Source organism: Nioella sp. (assembly GCF_965215655.1).
Taxonomy (GTDB): Bacteria; Pseudomonadota; Alphaproteobacteria; order Rhodobacterales; family Rhodobacteraceae; genus Nioella.
The window spans coordinates 1,333,983-1,351,067 of the sequence record NZ_OZ244111.1; the positions used below are offsets into that span (position 1 = coordinate 1,333,983).

20 protein-coding genes and 1 tRNA gene are annotated in these 17,085 nt (G+C 63.2%); 11 read left to right on the top strand and 10 right to left on the bottom strand.

Translation table 11 applies throughout. The annotated features are described in order from the left end of the window. Positions 1–31: 31 nt before the first annotated feature. On the bottom strand, positions 32–691 hold the full coding sequence (locus tag ACOOEX_RS06875) for an NUDIX hydrolase (RefSeq protein ID WP_420397727.1): 660 nt from the start codon (positions 689–691) through the stop codon (positions 32–34). Positions 692–1,222: 531 nt separating this feature from the next. Here ACOOEX_RS06875 and ACOOEX_RS06880 point away from each other — a divergent pair. The 6 genes from ACOOEX_RS06880 (at position 1,223) to ACOOEX_RS06905 (ending at position 7,628) form a co-directional block, all read left to right on the top strand. Continuing rightward, on the top strand, positions 1,223–3,538 hold the full coding sequence (locus tag ACOOEX_RS06880) for a toll/interleukin-1 receptor domain-containing protein (RefSeq protein ID WP_420397728.1): 2,316 nt from the start codon (positions 1,223–1,225) through the stop codon (positions 3,536–3,538). Between the two features lie 126 nt (positions 3,539–3,664). Continuing rightward, the gene (locus tag ACOOEX_RS06885) at positions 3,665–4,288 is read left to right on the top strand and encodes an ATP-dependent Clp protease proteolytic subunit (protein WP_071690215.1); all 624 of its coding nucleotides are present in this window, start codon (positions 3,665–3,667) and stop codon (positions 4,286–4,288) included. A gap of 177 nt (positions 4,289–4,465) precedes the next feature. Next, on the top strand, positions 4,466–5,731 hold the full coding sequence (gene clpX, locus ACOOEX_RS06890; RefSeq protein WP_071690216.1) for an ATP-dependent Clp protease ATP-binding subunit ClpX: 1,266 nt from the start codon (positions 4,466–4,468) through the stop codon (positions 5,729–5,731). Between the two features lie 7 nt (positions 5,732–5,738). Continuing rightward, positions 5,739–6,233, top strand: a complete 495-nt coding sequence (locus ACOOEX_RS06895) for a hypothetical protein (protein WP_420397729.1) — start codon at positions 5,739–5,741, stop codon at positions 6,231–6,233. A gap of 111 nt (positions 6,234–6,344) precedes the next feature. Beyond that, the gene (locus tag ACOOEX_RS06900; RefSeq protein WP_420397730.1) at positions 6,345–7,433 is read left to right on the top strand and encodes a helix-turn-helix domain-containing protein; all 1,089 of its coding nucleotides are present in this window, start codon (positions 6,345–6,347) and stop codon (positions 7,431–7,433) included. Between the two features lie 45 nt (positions 7,434–7,478). Further along, the gene (locus ACOOEX_RS06905) at positions 7,479–7,628 is read left to right on the top strand and encodes a hypothetical protein (protein WP_420397731.1); all 150 of its coding nucleotides are present in this window, start codon (positions 7,479–7,481) and stop codon (positions 7,626–7,628) included. 3 nt (positions 7,629–7,631) lie between these two features. Here the strand turns inward: ACOOEX_RS06905 and ACOOEX_RS06910 are convergent, their stop codons facing one another. Beyond that, on the bottom strand, positions 7,632–8,621 hold the full coding sequence (locus ACOOEX_RS06910) for a hypothetical protein (protein ID WP_420397732.1): 990 nt from the start codon (positions 8,619–8,621) through the stop codon (positions 7,632–7,634). A gap of 201 nt (positions 8,622–8,822) precedes the next feature. Then, positions 8,823–8,907, bottom strand: a tRNA-Tyr gene (locus tag ACOOEX_RS06915). Positions 8,908–9,051: 144 nt separating this feature from the next. On the opposite strand from ACOOEX_RS06915, the gene rlmB reads away from it, so the two are divergent. The 4 genes from rlmB (at position 9,052) to ACOOEX_RS06935 (ending at position 11,322) form a co-directional block, all read left to right on the top strand. Further along, positions 9,052–9,837: a 23S rRNA (guanosine(2251)-2'-O)-methyltransferase RlmB gene (gene rlmB / locus ACOOEX_RS06920; protein WP_420397733.1), complete on the top strand. Its 786-nt coding sequence runs from the start codon at positions 9,052–9,054 to the stop codon at positions 9,835–9,837. Continuing rightward, on the top strand, positions 9,838–10,134 hold the full coding sequence (locus ACOOEX_RS06925; protein WP_420397734.1) for a hypothetical protein: 297 nt from the start codon (positions 9,838–9,840) through the stop codon (positions 10,132–10,134). A gap of 81 nt (positions 10,135–10,215) precedes the next feature. Next, a complete protein-coding gene (locus ACOOEX_RS06930; protein WP_420397735.1) occupies positions 10,216–10,668 on the top strand; it encodes a YHS domain-containing (seleno)protein in 453 nt (150 codons plus the stop codon). Between the two features lie 180 nt (positions 10,669–10,848). Further along, complete coding sequence (locus ACOOEX_RS06935; protein ID WP_420397736.1) at positions 10,849–11,322, top strand: CoA-binding protein; 474 nt, start codon at positions 10,849–10,851, stop codon at positions 11,320–11,322. A 100-nt stretch (positions 11,323–11,422) separates the two neighbouring features. On the opposite strand, the gene ACOOEX_RS06940 is transcribed toward ACOOEX_RS06935, so the two are convergent. From ACOOEX_RS06940 to hisA, 3 genes are all read right to left on the bottom strand, one after another. Beyond that, positions 11,423–11,734 carry a phosphoribosyl-ATP diphosphatase gene (locus ACOOEX_RS06940; RefSeq protein WP_420397737.1) on the bottom strand — a complete coding sequence of 104 codons (312 nt, stop codon included), beginning with the start codon at positions 11,732–11,734 and terminating at the stop codon, positions 11,423–11,425. Next, positions 11,731–12,492: an imidazole glycerol phosphate synthase subunit HisF gene (gene hisF, locus ACOOEX_RS06945; RefSeq protein ID WP_420397738.1), complete on the bottom strand. Its 762-nt coding sequence runs from the start codon at positions 12,490–12,492 to the stop codon at positions 11,731–11,733. The genes ACOOEX_RS06940 and hisF overlap by 4 nt, the downstream gene beginning before the upstream one ends. Positions 12,493–12,557: 65 nt before the next feature. Next, positions 12,558–13,280: a 1-(5-phosphoribosyl)-5-[(5-phosphoribosylamino)methylideneamino]imidazole-4-carboxamide isomerase gene (gene hisA, locus ACOOEX_RS06950; protein WP_420398341.1), complete on the bottom strand. Its 723-nt coding sequence runs from the start codon at positions 13,278–13,280 to the stop codon at positions 12,558–12,560. A gap of 142 nt (positions 13,281–13,422) precedes the next feature. Here hisA and ACOOEX_RS06955 point away from each other — a divergent pair, with 142 nt between their 5' ends. Further along, positions 13,423–13,812, top strand: a complete 390-nt coding sequence (locus ACOOEX_RS06955) for a DUF2147 domain-containing protein (RefSeq protein ID WP_420397739.1) — start codon at positions 13,423–13,425, stop codon at positions 13,810–13,812. Positions 13,813–13,815: 3 nt separating this feature from the next. Here the strand turns inward: ACOOEX_RS06955 and ACOOEX_RS06960 are convergent, their stop codons facing one another. The 4 genes from ACOOEX_RS06960 to ACOOEX_RS06975 all read right to left on the bottom strand — a co-directional run bounded on the left by ACOOEX_RS06960 (position 13,816) and on the right by ACOOEX_RS06975 (position 17,047). Continuing rightward, a complete protein-coding gene (locus ACOOEX_RS06960) occupies positions 13,816–14,754 on the bottom strand; it encodes a glutaminase (RefSeq protein ID WP_420397740.1) in 939 nt (312 codons plus the stop codon). Between the two features lie 4 nt (positions 14,755–14,758). Beyond that, a complete protein-coding gene (hisH, locus tag ACOOEX_RS06965) occupies positions 14,759–15,397 on the bottom strand; it encodes an imidazole glycerol phosphate synthase subunit HisH (protein WP_420397741.1) in 639 nt (212 codons plus the stop codon). A 3-nt stretch (positions 15,398–15,400) separates the two neighbouring features. Then, on the bottom strand, positions 15,401–15,988 hold the full coding sequence (gene hisB, locus ACOOEX_RS06970) for an imidazoleglycerol-phosphate dehydratase HisB (protein ID WP_420397742.1): 588 nt from the start codon (positions 15,986–15,988) through the stop codon (positions 15,401–15,403). A gap of 108 nt (positions 15,989–16,096) precedes the next feature. Then, positions 16,097–17,047, bottom strand: coding sequence for a hypothetical protein (locus ACOOEX_RS06975; protein WP_420397743.1), 951 nt, complete (start codon positions 17,045–17,047; stop codon positions 16,097–16,099). Positions 17,048–17,085 lie beyond the last annotated feature (38 nt).

Genomic DNA, 17,085 nt, shown 5'->3' on the forward strand with positions numbered 1-17,085 from the left:
GGCCCCGGTGCGATGCTCCGGGGCCATTTTTTCAGAAATCGACCGAATAGAGCGCGGCAGGCCGGTGCCGCCCGCCAGAGGTTTTTTCGTTCAGGTCGACAAGATCCCAGTTCGCCGCAATCCACTTGCGGAAATTGCGCTTGTCCAGCGGTTCGCCCTTAAGGGTCTCGAACACCGCCTGCGCCTGCGCCAGGGTGAATTTCTGCGGCAGGAACTGGAACGCGGATTTCGCTGTCTCCGTCACGCGGTTGGTGACCTTGTCGGCCAGCCGGGCACGGGCATCGGCGAGGATCGTGGCGTGGTCGAAGGCCAGCGGAGGCAGTTCGTCCATGTCGAACCATTGGGCATCGGCAGCGTCGGTGGCTGCGGCCAGAACCATCTGGTCAGACGGCACCAGCGCCATGAAGGCCACGGTGATCACCCGTTCGCGCGGGTCGCGGTCGGGCGCGCCATAGGCGCCCAGCTGTTCCAGCGGCACGCCGGACACCCCGGTTTCTTCCTCCAACTCTCGTGCAGCGCCGACGACAAGGTCTTCGTCCATCTTGATGAAGCCACCGGGGATGGCCCAACAATCCTTGAAGGGGTCGATCAGACGCTGGATCAGCAAAACCTTCAACGTGCCTTCGCGGATCGAGAAAATGCAGATGTCAGCCGTGACCGCGGGATGCGGATATTCATATGTATAACTCATGCCTGCCCGTTCGCCGGTCTGAACCCGGCCCTTTCAAAAATGGTAACCCGTCCCGGGGCTGAATGTATGGTGTAAAGTTCACACACTGACGGAGTCCCGTCAAGTAAATTGGCCGGCCCCCTGGGACAGAAGGGGCCGGCCGGACGATCCAGTTCATGGGGACAGGGATAGGACGGATCGTCTTGAGGATTAAGAAAAGAGAGAGGGAGGAAAAGGTCTTTGGAGGAGGTCTTAATCTGGTCTTTCGTATGGTAGGTTTGAGTGGTGATGTGTTTGTGTCAGTTCGTATTGTCGTTATGACACTAACAAAACGTGTTGTAAATACACTTATTTGACTTTCCGGGCTGTTTTTTGCCCCGCCATAGGTAAGTAATTGATGATGAAGGCAATAATTTCCGGCGTCGCGCGGTGGTTTCTGCGGGGCAGGTGCTGGCAAGGCCGGCTCTGGCCGCTTCTTTGTGGAGAATCACAGATGCTTCCTGCCTCTGCGGGGGTGGATTTTTTGCCGCTCGCAGGGCTTGATGGTGCCACATGACCCAACGTTCGCGAATCTTCATCTCCTATTCTCACAAGGACAGGGATCGGGCCGATTTCCTGTGGGAAGAACTGCGTTCGCGTGGCCATGAGGTCTTCATCGACCGCGAAGGCATTCTGGAGACGGAGCTGATCACCGCCCGCATCCGCGACATGATGCAGGGATCGGACGTGGTGGTGCTGGTTCTTGGACCGAACTGGATCACCTCGCCCGCCTGCCGGATGGAAATGCAGTTCGCGCTGGAGCTGAACAAGCGCATGGTCCCTGCGGCCTTCGAGGATGTCGGGCCGGACCTGCCGCCGGAAATCCGCGAAATCAACTATGTGCGGTTCTACGGCGAGGACGGGGAATGGTCGCAGGCCATCGAGCGGCTGGACTCAGCGCTGGACCGCGATATCGAATGGATCCGCGACCATACCCGCTTCGGCGAACAGGCGGCGCGGTTCCTGGCCGGGGTGGGGGCGCCGCCGCGCGGGGCCGAACTGCGCGCCATGCGCCGCTGGATCGAACGCAACCCGCGCAATGCTCCGGGGCCGACCCGCGATCACTGGCGCTATTTCAAGGCCGGGATGTCGCGGCGCAAATGGTTCCAGATCGGCAGCGCCGTGGCCTCGACCGTCGCCATATGCGCGGCGCTTGTCGGGGGCTATTTCTGGGTGAGTAACCAGCAATGCGAGGAATTGCGGTCGCGGGCGAGGGAAGCGCAGACGCTCGACCCGGTGCTTGCGATCCAGAATATCCTGCCGCTTATTGATTTCAGCTTTTGCCGTGCGCCGGATGCCTGGCTGGAGGTTCTGGAAACGCTCGGCCAGACGATCCAGGGCCAACGCCTGCGCGCGACGGTGACCTTGCCGGATGCGCCTGCCCATTTCGTGGAATTTCTGCCGGGGTCGGGCCATGTGGTGACGGTGTCTGCCGACGGTTCCGGCGCGGTGTTCGACCCCGAAACCGGTGCCGTGATCGAAGGCGAGCTTGCGATGCCCGCAGCCGGAATGGCGCCGCGAATCCTGTATGACCGGGGCCGGTTCCTGCTGATCCGTGACAGCCGTGTGACGGTGTGGGACCCTCGAGAGGGGGAAATGTCGGGCCTCCCCTATCAGGGCGGAGAACGGGTGTTGTCGGCAGCGCTGTCGCCGGGCGTGGATACGCTGGTGGTCGCGACCGAAACGAACGAGCTGCACTTCCATTCCCTCGTGTCGGGCCGGGCCTTGCGTGACCCGCTCAGCCTTGGGGATGACGTGACCGCGCTGGCCTTCGTGCCAGGCAGCGCCCGGCTGATCGCAACGGTTGGCGATGAGGTGCGGGTGATTGACCTCGTCCCGGCGCTGAACGGGCGGGCCATGGGGCTGATCCACAGGCTGCGCATGCCCGGGCCGGTCGTGGCGATGGATGTCTCGGCTGATGGCAGCACCGTGGCCGCCGCCACCGGCAATATTGCCGGGGTCTGGGACCTGACGACGTTTGACGCGATTCTGCCGCCAAGCGCGCTGTATCTCGACGGGGTGGATATCCTCGGGCTTGGTCTGTCGCCCGATGGCCTGCGGATGGCTGTGGGGGCCTCCGACAACCGCGCGCGCATTCATGACGTGCCCACGGGCAAAAGCCTGATCACCCTTCTGGGCCATCGCAGCCCGGTCCATGACGTGCATTTCTCGCCGCAGGGCAACGCTGTCATGACCCATGACGAGGCCGGGGTGATGCGGCTCTTTGACGTGTCCACAGGGCATTCCGTGCCCTCGATCTCGGACGCGATGACCGAGGCGGTGGTGTCCACCTCGGATGCCGGGCGCAATGCTGCCGCGATGGAGCTGATGGCGACGGGGATGCGGGTCAACATCCTGCCCAACCAGCCCGACGTGCTGCGCCTGACCCATGTGGCCGAGGATGCGCCGCCCTTCTACAATGAGCGGCTCGCCCATGACGGGTTCGTGACCTCCATGGCGCTCAGCCCCGATGAACGGCTGCTTGTGACCGGCGCGGATGACGGGCAGGTCTATGTCTGGGACGCGCAGACCGGCCTGCCGCTTTACACCTTCGCCCATGCCCGCGACGGGCTGGTGACCTACGTGGCCGCAGATTTCACGCCCTCTGGCGACCATATCGTGTCCTGGGACAGCAATGGCGAACAGCGGGTCTGGGCGATCCAGCCACTGACCGGAGACCTGTTCCAGACCGCCTGCCGCCTGCTGCCCTTTGAAAACGGCGTGCGGGATGTGGCCGGGCTGATCGGTGATATCGCCACGCGCGATCCGTGCGAAGATGTGGTGTTGCTGCCACGTTGGGGGGCCACGATGTGGCTGGCGAGCCGCTAGGGCCAGGGCCGCCGTCCTTGAAAAGCGCCCGCGCGGGGGTAATTCGTGATCCACCCCCCCTTGCAGTCCCCATGGGGCGGCCATAACCTTCCGACAAAGCATGTACCCTTACCTGAGGCAGGCCCGATGAAAGACCCATATGACGTTTACATGAACACGCTGGTTCCCATGGTGGTCGAACAGACCAGCCGGGGCGAGCGTGCCTATGACATCTTCTCGCGCCTGTTGAAGGAGCGGATCATCTTCCTGTCGGGCCCCGTGCATGACGGCATGTCCAGCCTGATCGTGGCGCAGCTTCTGCACCTGGAGGCAGAGAACCCGTCCAAGGAAATTTCCATGTATATCAACAGCCCCGGCGGTGTCGTGACCTCGGGCCTGTCGATCTATGACACGATGCAGTACATCAAGCCCAAGGTTTCGACCCTTGTCGTCGGGCAGGCGGCGTCCATGGGCTCGCTCTTGCTGACGGCGGGCGAACCGGGAATGCGCTTCTCGCTGCCCAACAGCCGCATCATGGTGCACCAGCCCTCGGGCGGCTACCAGGGTCAGGCGACGGATATCATGATCCACGCCCAGGAAACCCAGAAGCTGAAAGATCGCCTTAACCAGATCTACGTCAAACATACCGGGCAAAAGCTGGAATCGGTGGTCGATGCGCTGGAACGCGACAATTTCATGGATGCCCAACAGGCCAAGGACTGGGGCCTGATTGACGAGATCGTCGAAAACCGCGGTGCGGCCGAGGCTTGAAAATAACGTGTCCGCGCAGGGCAGGGGCCTTGCGCGGGCGCTTTGGTTTTGGGGTGGGCCCAAGGCCATTTTGACATTGTGGACCGGTTTGGGCTGCTTTAGGCTTACGCGAACGGAGCCGAATTTCAGGGCGAACGCCCTTCGGCACAGTGCGAAAACCCGTTGAGGTATGACGATATGGCGAATTCATCCGGCAACGACACCAAGAACACGCTCTATTGCAGCTTTTGCGGCAAGAGCCAGCACGAGGTGCGCAAGCTGATTGCCGGGCCGACCGTCTTCATCTGCGATGAATGTGTCGAACTGTGCATGGACATCATCCGCGAGGAAACCAAGTCCGCCGGGCTGAAATCCTCGGAAGGCGTGCCGTCCCCGCGTGAGATTTGCGAAGTGCTGGATGACTATGTGATCGGCCAGATGCATGCCAAGCGGGTGCTGTCGGTTGCTGTTCACAACCATTACAAGCGCCTCAATAACTCCGGCAAATCCGATATCGAACTGGCGAAGTCCAATATCCTGCTGATTGGCCCCACCGGCTGCGGCAAGACGCTGCTGGCGCAGACGCTGGCTCGCATCCTCGACGTGCCCTTCACTATGGCCGATGCCACCACGCTGACCGAAGCCGGTTACGTGGGTGAGGATGTGGAAAACATCATCCTCAAGCTCCTGCAGGCCAGCGAATACAATGTGGACCGGGCGCAGCGCGGCATCGTCTATATCGACGAGGTCGACAAGATCACCCGCAAGTCCGACAACCCCTCGATCACCCGCGACGTGTCTGGCGAGGGCGTGCAGCAGGCGCTGCTGAAGATCATGGAAGGCACCGTGGCCTCCGTGCCGCCGCAGGGTGGGCGCAAGCATCCGCAGCAGGAATTCCTGCAGGTGGATACCACGAACATCCTCTTCATCTGCGGCGGGGCCTTTGCCGGTCTCGACCGGATCATCGCGCAGCGCGGCAAAGGCAGCGCCATGGGCTTCGGCGCCGATGTGCGTGACGACAGCAACAAATCCGTGGGCGAATACTTCAAGGATCTCGAACCGGAGGATCTGCTGAAGTTTGGCCTGATCCCGGAATTCGTCGGTCGTCTGCCGGTGATCGCGACGCTCGAAGACCTGGACGAGGACGCGCTTGTGACCATCCTGACCCAGCCCAAGAATGCGCTGGTCAAGCAGTATCAGCGGCTCTTTGAACTGGAAGATGCCAAGCTGAAATTCACCGATGATGCCCTGTCGGCCATCGCCAAGCGCGCGATTGCCCGCAAGACCGGTGCGCGCGGCCTGCGTTCGATCATGGAGGATATCCTGCTGGATACCATGTTCGACCTGCCCGGCACCGAAGGCGTCGAGGAAGTGGTGGTGAACGAGGAAGCGGTGTCCTCGGATGCGCAGCCCCTGCTGATCTACACCGAACGCAAGAAGGAAGAGCCCGCCACCGCGGGCTGATCCCGGCATGTCCGATCAACGTAAAGCAAGCCCGCGGGAGATGATCCTCGGCGGGCTTGTTCTTTTCGGGCTGGTCGTTGTTTTCGGGGGGATCTTCCTGCTGATGTCGAACCGGTCCGAGGAGCGGGCCCTCCGCGCCGCCTTCGAAGAGAGGTTGGGCAGCGCCCCGATGGAACGTCTCGGCACCTACGGCCGGTCGAACAGCCCCTGCCAGTGGCACGCCGCGCGGCTGACGGACCCCACACCGGAGCCGCCCGCGCTTGGCTACGTGGCCCGGAACCTGACCGGCTGGCAGGCCACGCCCGTTGCGCTTTCGGGGGGGCTTCAGCGCTGCGAAGAGGCATGGGCCGGAACAGATACAGGCGCCCGGCTGCGCGCCGCGCTCGATGCGCCGGGGGCCTTCGTTGCGAGCCACGTCTTCGACAGCGGGTCCAGCCAGTCGGCGATCTACCTCCCGGCCACGGGGGAGATCATTCTCCTGCGCGCTTCGGCCGGGCCCTGATCGTCCGAGGCCGGTTGATTTCCGAAATCCGCGAGCTTCTTCGGAATCGACGGGCATTGCGCGGGCAAGCGGCCTATTTAGGGGCCACGTTTCCGCGATCCGAGGCCTGCCATGATCCTGTTCGACATCTCCATCCGCGCCGCTGCCATCGCGCTGGCGCTGCTTAGTGCGACCGCGTTGATGATCGTGCCTCAGACGCGGCCCGTGGGTCGACCCGTTTCAGCGCTGGCGCTGACCATGGCGGGCTATGCGCTGCTGTCGAGCCTTGCCGCGCCCGGCTTTCCCCCGGCGATCATCCCGGTGCTGCTGCTGGCGGCGATCTTCGTGCCCTTGGCGGTCTGCTGGCTGGTGGTGACGCTCTTCCTCGACGATCCGCGCGACCGGCTGCCGTGGTTGCTGGCGGCGGGGATCGCGGTGGCACTTGCCATCGCCGGCATCTGGGTGCCGGGGCTGGAAGTGGCGCGGGGCCTCGTGATGCTGGCCTTCTTCGTGGCGCTGCTTGGCATGGCAATTCGAACCGCCAAGGAGGATCTTGTTGAAGACCGGCTGAAATTCCGCCCCGCCTTTCTGTCGGCCATCGCCATTCTTGGCGTGTCGATATCCTCGACCGAGTTGATTTTCGGCTACCGTGCCGTGCCCGATGCGATGACACTGGCGCAGGGATTGGCCTTCCTCGCGCTCGCCTTCGCCTATGCGCTGTGGGTGTTGAAGCCTGAACCGAAGGCCTGCATCTGCTTCACCGAACCGGTGAAACCCGCCGCACCGGTGGACCGGCGGGCCGAAGCCGTGGACGGGTCGGTTGTGTCGGCGTTGAAGAACGCACTGGAGAACGGCATCTGGCGGCGCGAGGGGCTCACCATTGCCGCCCTCGGGGCCGAGATCGGGGTGCCGGAACATAGGCTGCGCGCGGTCATCAACCGGCGGCTTGGCTTCCGCAACTTTCCGACCTTCATCAACAGCTACCGGATTGCCGCCGCCAAGGAGGTGCTGGCCGATCCCGGCGAAGCACGGCGCACAATTCTGGAGATCGCCTATGATGTGGGCTTTGCCTCGCTCGGGCCATTCAACAAGGCATTCCGCGACCAGACCGGGGAAAGCCCGTCGGAGTTCCGCCGCCGGGCACTTGATTCCGGCCAACCTCTCGCTGGTTTCGAAAAATCCCCATCGCTTCCGGAATCAGAGCGATTGAGGCCGCACTGACGCCCATCTGGGGGTCATCGCGTTTCATCCAAAGGAGACATACCGATGACCCGCCTGACCCTCGCTGCCCTGATCACGATCACCACTGTCACCCTAGCTTCGGCCCAGGCCATTCCGTATTTCCCGACGATGTGGCCGCAGCCGGGCAGCTTTGATGGCCCGCCCGTCGTCACGCAGGATGATCAGGGGAACTGACGTCTAGCGCAGCCAGAGTTTCTCGCGCTTCAACTGATTGCGGATGGCCTGCTCCCGCCGGGGCAGGTTGTCCCGGTCAAAGAGCGCGCGGGCCTTGGCGCCCTTGCCCTGATAGATCATCCGCTTCATCGGCTCATAGCCTTTGAGCACTTTCTTGACCCAGTTGGGAGCGGCAACTTCCTCCAGCACATCCACCACGCGTTGCTCTTCGCGGGCGTATAGAAGCGGCAGGAAGCGATAGTGACAGCTTGTGCGCCCGTCCAGCCAGCCCGGTTCCAGAGCCTCCCGCCCGCCGCCGAAGGAATGGATCACCAGGGGCAGGGCGACCTGATCGAGCCAGGGGTCCATGGTCTGGCAGATGATCTCTTCTGGCGGGTCATTGCGGATCGCGGTGGCGTAGTCGAGGAAGCGCGCACCGAATTCATTCGGGCATTTGTAGTAGAAGAACCCGGCGTTGAAATAGAGGTAGCGCCGCCAGTATTCATCGGGTTGCGTCAGGTCGAGCGAGCTTTCGAAATCCAGCCCGAACCTGTCATAAAGCGATTTCCAAATGGCGGTGTAGCCGGGGCCATAGAGCTCGATCTGCGGCCAAGTGCCTTCAACCTTGAGGCTGGCGGAGGGCCGGTCGAAATCGAAGGGCACCTTGGTCAGATCGTCGAGGATCAGCGTATCGGTGTCGAAGAAGACGAAAGGCTCGCCCTTGGGCAGGGCCGAGAGCATCTCGATCTTGTTGCCATAGGGATAGTCCTTGCCGAAATGCCGAGACTCGAATGGCAGGACTTCGGCCTTCAGCCGGTCCAGAAGTTCCTTCACTCCGGTGTCGCCGATACGCGGATCTCCCTGCCAATGGGGACCGGGCTGCGGTTCCGCGATGTATAGACGTCCCGGAAACCTGGGGTTGGCGGCGCGAAAGCTGGCGGCAAAAAGCGCCGCCTCGTATTGCAGGCGGCCGTTCTGGCCCACCACAACAACGTTGAACATGTTTTTGGGCATACTGCTCGGCACCACCACTTGTTGATTGGCGGCAGTCTAGCGTCACAGACCGGGCTGAACCAGCCTTGCAATCGGGCTTTCCCGTCCTCATCGCATCGCAATCCTGTCAGGTGCACGGCAGGCTGCCCGACGGGTCACGATTTGCACGGCGCTGTCCATGGCGCGTCGATTGCAAGAATCTCGGGCGGATAGGAGGGGAGATGGTGGGCGACCCTGGAATCGAACCAGGCATGGGTGTTCCCCGGCGGAGTTACAGTCCGCTGCCGCACCTTGCAGCACGTCGCCCTTGCTTTCGGTTCTTCAACCGAACGCCGGGTGGGGATAATCTGCCCGGTCAGGGGCGTCAAGATGAAAATCGGCCAAAAACCGGACTTGCCTTTGCATCCTCCGGCGGCGTAGCTGCCCTGCAAGTCATGAAGGAGACCGGACCGTGAAGAAACCGACATGGGTGATCGAGAAGGAGCGCGCCAAGCGGGCCTCTGCGGCGGAAACCGTCTGGCTTTTCGGGCTGCACGCGGTGCGCGATGCGCTGATGAATCCGGCGCGCGAAAAGCTGCGGCTGGTGGTGACGAAGAATGCCGCCGACCGGCTGGCCGATGCGATTCCCGGTGCGGGGCTGGAGCCGGAGATTGCCGATCCGCGCAAGTTTCCGGTGCCGCTCGATCCCGGATCGGTGCATCAGGGGGCGGCGTTGGAGGTGAAGCCGCTCGACTGGGGCCGGTTGACTGATCTCTGCGAACCGGGTCAGGCCTCGCCGCGTCTGATGCTGCTTGATCGGGTCACCGACCCGCATAACGTGGGCGCGATCCTGCGCTCGGCCGAGGTATTCGGCGCGCGGGCCGTCATCGCCCCGCATCGCCATTCCGCCCCTGAAACCGGGGCACTGGCCAAGACCGCCTCGGGTGCGCTCGAACGTCAACCCTATCTGCGGGTGAAGAACCTGGGCGATGCGATGCAGGAGTTGCAGAAAATGGGCTATACGCTGGTCGGGCTGGCGGGTGAAGGCAAAGAAGTGATCGACGATCTGGCCCCAGATCTGGCGGGCCGTCCGGTGGCTCTGGTCCTTGGGGCCGAAGGGCCGGGGCTGCGGGCGCGCACCCGTGAGCTGTGCGATCATCTGGTGCGGATTCCCTTTGCGGGCGAATTTGGCTCTCTCAACGTCTCGAATGCGGCGGCTGTGTCCCTATATGCAATGACACGCAACCCGGAGAGCTGAATGACCACCAAGATCGCCACATGCTGTTACTGTGGCACCAGAACCGCCCTGCGGCTGACGGCGCGCGGCGGGCATGAACTGGCCTGCGGAAACTGTGGCGCGCCATTGCATGAGATGAAGGCGCTGCGCGAGGACCGCCCGCGCAGGCCGAAACGCGCTGCGCCCGCACCCGCCGCGTATCGTGACCATGACCGGCCCGACCGGGGCAAGAAGAAAAAGAAGCCCAAGCGACGCAAGTCGATGTGGTCCGATATGCTGGAAGACGCGTTCGACTTCGTCGAGGATATTTTCGACTGACATTCGTTCACGCTTGCGTCAGGGGGCTTTTCTGGCGGCACGAAGAGGGCAATCTTGGGGGAAGCTTTCAAGGAGACTCCCATGATCCGCCGCCGCACCGCCCTGACGCTTCTTGCAGCCGCTCCCTTGTCTTTGCAGGTTGGCGCGGCATTTGCTTCTTCGCCACCCGTTTTTGCCTCGGCAGGTGTGGCCATCAACGGCACGGATCCCGTTGCCTATTTCGATGCCGGAGAACCGGTTGCGGGACAGGCAGGCTATGCGGTTGACTGGAACGGCGCGCGCTGGCTGTTCAGTTCTGCGGTCAACCGTGACAGGTTTGCCGCCGACCCAATGGCATTTGCCCCCGCTTATGGCGGCTACTGTGCCTGGGCGGCGTCGCGTGGCTATGTCGCGGAGACAGTGCCCGAGGCCTGGACGATCCATGCGGGTAGGCTGTTCCTGAATGCGTCGCTGCGCATACGGCGCCGGTGGGAACGCGACATTCCGGGCAATGTTGCATTGGCGGACGCGAACTGGCCCGCGATTTTGGGGTAGCCACTCTTTTCAATCACTTTTTCGTTCCACCCCTTTAAATGCGCCTGAAAGTTGCTAAATTGCAACGTATGGCGCACGGTTCGGAACACCGAAGCGCCCATCACTGTCCCTCGTTCCGCACTTGGCGCCTGTAGCGAAATCCCGCTGCGGGCGCCTTTTTCTTGTGCTAGGGCTGCGCCCATGACAACGAATCCTTCCGATGATCTTCTGCGCAAGATCCTGCGTGAAACGAAAACTATCGCCTGTGTCGGCGTGTCGCCCAACCCGGTGCGGCCGTCGCATTACGTGGGGCGCTACCTGAAGCTGAAAGGCTTCAGGGTGATCCCGGTGAATCCGGGCCATGCGGGACGCATCCTGTTCGGGGCGACGGTGGTGGCGTCACTGTCCGAGGTCGAGGGGCCGGTCGACATGGTCGATATCTTCCGCCGGTCAGACTCCGTGCCGCCGATTGTCGATGAGGCGTTGGACCGGTTTCCGGGCCTCAAGACGATCTGGATGCAGATTGGGGTGGAGCATGCGGAAGCCGCGGCAAAGGCCGAGGCGCGGGGGGTGCAGGTGATCCAGAACCGCTGCCCCAAGATCGAGTATCAGCGCCTGTTTGGCGAACTGCGGATGGGCGGGTTCAATACCGGGATCATCAGTTCCAAGCTTTGAAGGGTGCGGGAAGGCGTTTCGAAACGCCTTGAAAAAAGGGCCTTGCAAGGCCCTTCTGACGCGGTTTCGAAACCGCGTGAAAAAGCCGTTTCGAAACGGCTTAGCTGCGGCTCGCTTTCTCGGCCAATCCAGAGACCCCCTCGCGCCGCTCCAGCTCTGCCAGCACATCCTCCAGTGCCACGTCGCGCGCCGCCAGCATCACCAGCAAGTGATAGAGCACATCCGCCGCTTCGCTCGTCAGCCGCTCCCGGTCGCCCTTCACGGCCTCGATAATGGCCTCCACGGCCTCTTCCCCGAATTTCTCGGCGCATTTTTCCGGCCCCTTGGCCAGCAGTTTCGCGGTCCAGGAACTGTCGGGGTCGGCCCCTTTGCGGGCGTCAATCGTGGCGGCAAGGCGGGTCAGCGTGGTCATGAAAGCCTCATCGGGATACCGGCGGCGGCCATATGGGCCTTGGCCTCGGCAATGGTGTAGTCGCCGAAATGGAAGATCGACGCGGCCAGTACGGCGGAGGCCCCGCCAATCGTCACGCCTTCGACAAGGTGGTCGAGATTGCCGACGCCCCCCGACGCGATCACCGGCACCGGCACCGCATCGGAAATCGCGCGCGTCAGCGGCAGGTTGAACCCCGCCCGCGTGCCGTCGCGATCCATCGAGGTCAGCAGGATCTCGCCCGCGCCCTTTTCCACGACCGTCTTGGCGAATTCCACCGCGTCGATGCCGGTCGCCTTGCGCCCGCCATGGGTGAAGATCTCCCACTTGCCGGGTGCGACCGTCTTGGCGTCGATGGCGACCACGATGCACTGGCTGCCGAACTTGTCGGCTGCGCGCGCCACAACGTCGGGGTCGGCCACGGCGGCAGAGTTGAAGCTGACCTTGTCGGCGCCCGCCAAGAGCAGGTTCCTCACATCCTCAACCGTGCGAACCCCGCCGCCAATTGTCAGCGGCATGAAACACTGTTCCGCCGTGCGGGTCGCCAGATCATACATGGTGCCGCGGTTCTCGTGGGTCGCGTGGATGTCGAGGAAGCACAGCTCATCCGCCCCGGCCGCATCATAGGCGCGCGCCGATTCCACCGGGTCACCGGCGTCGATCAGGTCCACGAAGTTTACCCCCTTCACCACGCGCCCGTCGGCCACGTCGAGGCAGGGGATGATGCGGGTTTTCAGCATGTGTGTCGTCCGGTTATCTGCGGCTGTCCGTCTTTAGGCAGCCCCGTATGGAATTGCAAATCGCCTCAGGCTTTCAAGACCTTCAACGCCTCGCCCAGATCCAGCGCCCCATCATAGAGCGCGCGGCCCGAGATCGCCCCGTTGAGCGGCGCACCGCAGGATTTGAGCGCCCGCAGGTCGTCCAGCGAAGAGACCCCGCCCGAGGCGATGACCGGGATCGAGACGGCATGGGCCAGCGCCGCCGTTTCCTCGATATTCGGGCCCTGCATGGCCCCGTCACGGTTAATGTCGGTGTAGATGATGGCGGCGACGCCTGCGTCCTCAAAACTGCGGGCGAGGTCGGTGGCGTTCACATTGGTCTCTTCGGCCCAACCCTTGGTCGCGACCATACCCTTGCGCGCGTCGATCCCCACGGCGACCTTGCCGGGGAAGGTGCGGGCAGCTTCACGCACCAGATCGGGGTTCTCCACCGCGACTGTGCCAAGGATCACCCGCTCAATGCCCTTTTCGATCCACATGGCGATGGTGGCCATGTCGCGGATGCCACCGCCAAGCTGTGCAGGCACCGAGGTTTCCGCCAGGATCGCCTCGACCGCTGCGCCGTTCACCGGTTCGCCCGCGAAGGCACCATTGAGGTCCACGAGATGCAGCCATTCGCAGCCTGCTGCCTCGAACGCCTTGGCCTGTTCGGCGGGACGGTCATGGAAAACGGTCGCCTTCTCCATCTCGCCCTTGTAAAGCCGCACGGCCTTGCCGTCCTTGAGGTCGATGGCGGGGTAGAGGATCATCTTGAAGGGCCTTTCGCGAAGGGGCATCTGTCGGCGTCCTTTTGCCGGAACCCGCGCCGCTTGCCAAGGCAACCCAACGTCAGCCTTGCCAGAATGCCGCAGGCCCGGTCAAACTGTGCCCAGTTTCTGGGAGGAGATCACCATGAAAACCACGCTTATCGCCCTTGCCGCCGTTCTTGGCCTCGCGGGCATGGCCGCCGCCGACCCCATCGAGGGCCGCTGGCGTACCGCCCCTGACGACAACGGCAACACCGGGATCATCGAGGTTGTGCAGTGCGGCAGCAACTTCTGCGGCACGCTCATTCAGGCCTTCGACGGGTCGGGCGCGACGATGGAAAGCGAGAATGTCGGCCGCCAGATCATCTGGGACACCGCCCCGCGCGGGGGTGGGGAATATCGCGGGCGGCTCTATTCGCCGGACCGGGATTCCACCTATAACTCGCGGCTTTACCTCAACGGCGACACCATGTCCGTCTGCGGCCGCCTGCTTGGCATTCAGCGCTGCGGCGGTGACTGGACCCGCGTGAACTGACACTTAATCGGGGTTGGCCGTGTGGCTGGCCCCGAACACCGACCACCCCATGTCGCTAGCCAGCCGCTCGATCGCCTCGGTGCCAAGCTGGGAATTGCCCTGCTTATTCAGCCCTGGCGACCACACGGCCACTGACGCCTTGCCCGGCACGATGCACAGGATGCCGCCCCCCACGCCGCTTTTGCCTGGTAGGCCAACGCGGAAGGCGAAATCGCCCGACGCGTCATAGTGGCCACAGGTCATCATGATCGCATTGATCCGCCGCACCCTGTCCGGTCCGAGCATCCGAGGCGTTCCCGCTGCGCTTGTCAGGTAGAGCCCGGCACGGGCAAGCTGCTGACAGCTCATCTCGATGGCGCATTGATGGAAATAGGCGCCGAGCGTCAGCTCTGGCGGGTTGATGAGGTTGCCATAGGATTTCATGAAACTGGCCAGCGCCAGGTTCCGGTGCCCGGTGGCGGTTTCCGATCTGGCGACGGCGTGGTTGATATGGATGTCGTCGTCACCCGCCGCCGCCCGCACGAAGCGTAGGATTTCCCCCAACAGCTCTTTCGGCTGGTGACCGGCGAGGATGGCATCCGTCACCGCGATGGCGCCTGCGTTGATGAACGGGTTCCGGGGGCGGCCCTTTTCATGTTCCAGTTGCAGGATGGAGTTGAAGGCCTGTCCCGAAGGTTCTCGCCCGACCCGCGACCAGAGCTGATCGCCAAGACGGCCAAGCGCGATGGAGAGGGTGAAGACCTTTGAAATAGACTGGATCGAAAAGGGCAGGGTGCTGTCGCCCGCGCTAAGAACCCGATCGTCCGGCAACGCCACCGCGATCCCGAACCGGGCAGGGTCCACGCGGGCCAGTTCGGGGATGTAGTGGGCTACTTCACCCCTGTCCATGCGGCCCGCCATGTCCGCTGCGATCCGGTCGAGGCTGTCCTGAATGTCGGGCATGGGGTCAGGGGTGCCAGTTCAGGAAATTGGCAATCAGCCGCAGCCCTGCATGCTGGCTTTTCTCCGGGTGGAACTGAGTGCCCACCACATTGTCACGCCCCACGATGGCCGTTATCGGCCCGCCATAATCCACATGGGCCAGCAGATGGGCCGGGTCGGAGACCTTCATGTGATAGCTGTGGACGAAATAGGCGTGGTCGCCGGTGTCGAGCCCCTCCAGAACAGGGTGGGGTTGGTCGATAACCAGATCGTTCCATCCCATATGCGGCACTTTCAGCGTGGGGTCGGATGGCTCGATCCTGACGACTTCACCGGGGATCCAGCCGAACCCCTCAACATCCTCGTATTCGCGGCCCCATCCGGTCAGCATCTGCATGCCGACGCAGATGCCCAGAAACGGCACGCCACGGCTTTCAACCGCTTCGATCAGCGCCTCCTCCAGCCCGTCAATCGCCTGTAACCCGCGCCGGCAGGCCGGGAAAGCGCCGTCACCGGGCAGGACGATGCGGGAGGCCTTCGCCACCACATCGGGATCGGCGGTGATCTGGACGGGTCCATGCCCGCCCTCGGTCGCCATGCGCTGAAAAGCCTTCTCGGCGGAATGCAGGTTGCCGCTTTCGTAATCCACAAGGACGGTGGTCATGGGTCAGAGCGTCCCCTTGGTCGAGGGGATGGCATCTGCCTTGCGCGGGTCGGGTTCGACCGCCATGCGCAGGGCACGGGCGACGGCCTTGAAGGCCGCCTCGGCAATGTGGTGGCTGTTGAAGCCATGGATCTGATCCACATGCAGGGTGATGCCGCCATGGGTGGCAAGCGCCTGGAAGAACTCACGCACCAGTTCGGTGTCGAACGTGCCGATCTTGGGCGTGGGCAGGCCCACGTTCCACACAAGGAAGGGCCGCGCCGACAGGTCCAGCGCCGCGCGCACCTGCGCGTCATCCATCGGCAGGTGGCACTCGCCATAGCGCCGGATGCCCCGCTTGTCGCCAAGCGCCTGAACCAGTGCCTGTCCCAGAGCAATCCCCGTATCCTCGACCGTGTGATGGTCGTCGATATGATAATCCCCCTTGGCGCGGATCGTCATGTCGATCAGCGAATGACGGCTCAGCTGGTCCAGCATGTGATCGAAGAAGCCGACCCCGGTCTGGTTGTCATAGGCCCCGGTCCCGTCGAGATTGATCTCGACGCTGATCTCGGTTTCTGCCGTCTGCCGGGAAATCTGTGCTGTTCGCATCGGGGGGCTCCGCCATTGTCGTTGCCGCCTTATAGGGCGATGCGCCGTCGCGGAAAAGGGCGCAGGGGCAGGGCCGGGGCGCGCGTGTTGCCGCCCCGGCCTGTTTCGTTACTGAAGGGTGATCTCGCCCACCATATCCTCAAGGAAATAGAGCTGATAGGTGCCCGGCGTGCCGGCGCCGAGGAAGTAAAGGCTCATATCCACGCTGCGCGGGTTGCTGTCCCAGCTGATCGAGTTCGTCCATTCGATTCGCGGGGTGGAGTTCGACCCGCTTTGCGATCCGATCGGGACCAGCGGCGCGCCGTCCGGACCGACCAGCGAGAACCAGGTGTTACGCAGGAAGGCCTGGTTTTCCCCGGCCTGCGCGTCAGTGTCGGTCGAGAAGGCGGGCGTCGCATCGAAATCGACCCGCAGCATCGTGCCTGCCCTTGGGGCCAGCACCCCCGGAACATCCGTGCGGTTCAGGGTGGATCCCGCAGTCAGCTCGGTCGCGCGGGTCAGGCCCGTGGGGGTGAAGGTGAAGGTCTGGCCAGGCGCGATGACCGGGCCGACCTCAACGGCGAGGTTGACCGGAACTTCCAGCATGTCGTCATCTTCACCGATGATCAGCGTGGCGGTCGTTGCCTCGCGCGGCAGATACCAGACACCGTTCAGGAAGGCCTGCGCGGTTTCCTCGGGGAAGTCGCGCGGGCGGCGTTCCGAGATCGACCCGGCTGAAGGCGTGAACACCCCGAACCAGTCATAGCGCCCCTGGGCACGGCGGCCTTCCTCATCGCCGGGCAACATCAGGGTAATGTCGGAGGAGCTGTAGGAAATCCGGTCCAGATCTTCGCTCCAGGCAATGTCGAAGACAGCGCGGATATAAAAGAAGTGCCCATCTGGCCCGCCAAGCACGTAGGGCGCGCAGCAGAAGGACCCGGAATTTCCGGAATGGTCGACAAGGGTTTCGTATCGGTAGACGCTCATCCCCGACAGGCTAAGCGGGGATTGGGCAAAGGCAGGCAAAGCCGTCATCGCGGCAAGGCCAATGGATGCGACGGCGGTCAAAAAGCGGGACATAGATGGTCCTCCTACAAACTGTTGATGCAATACAGCAT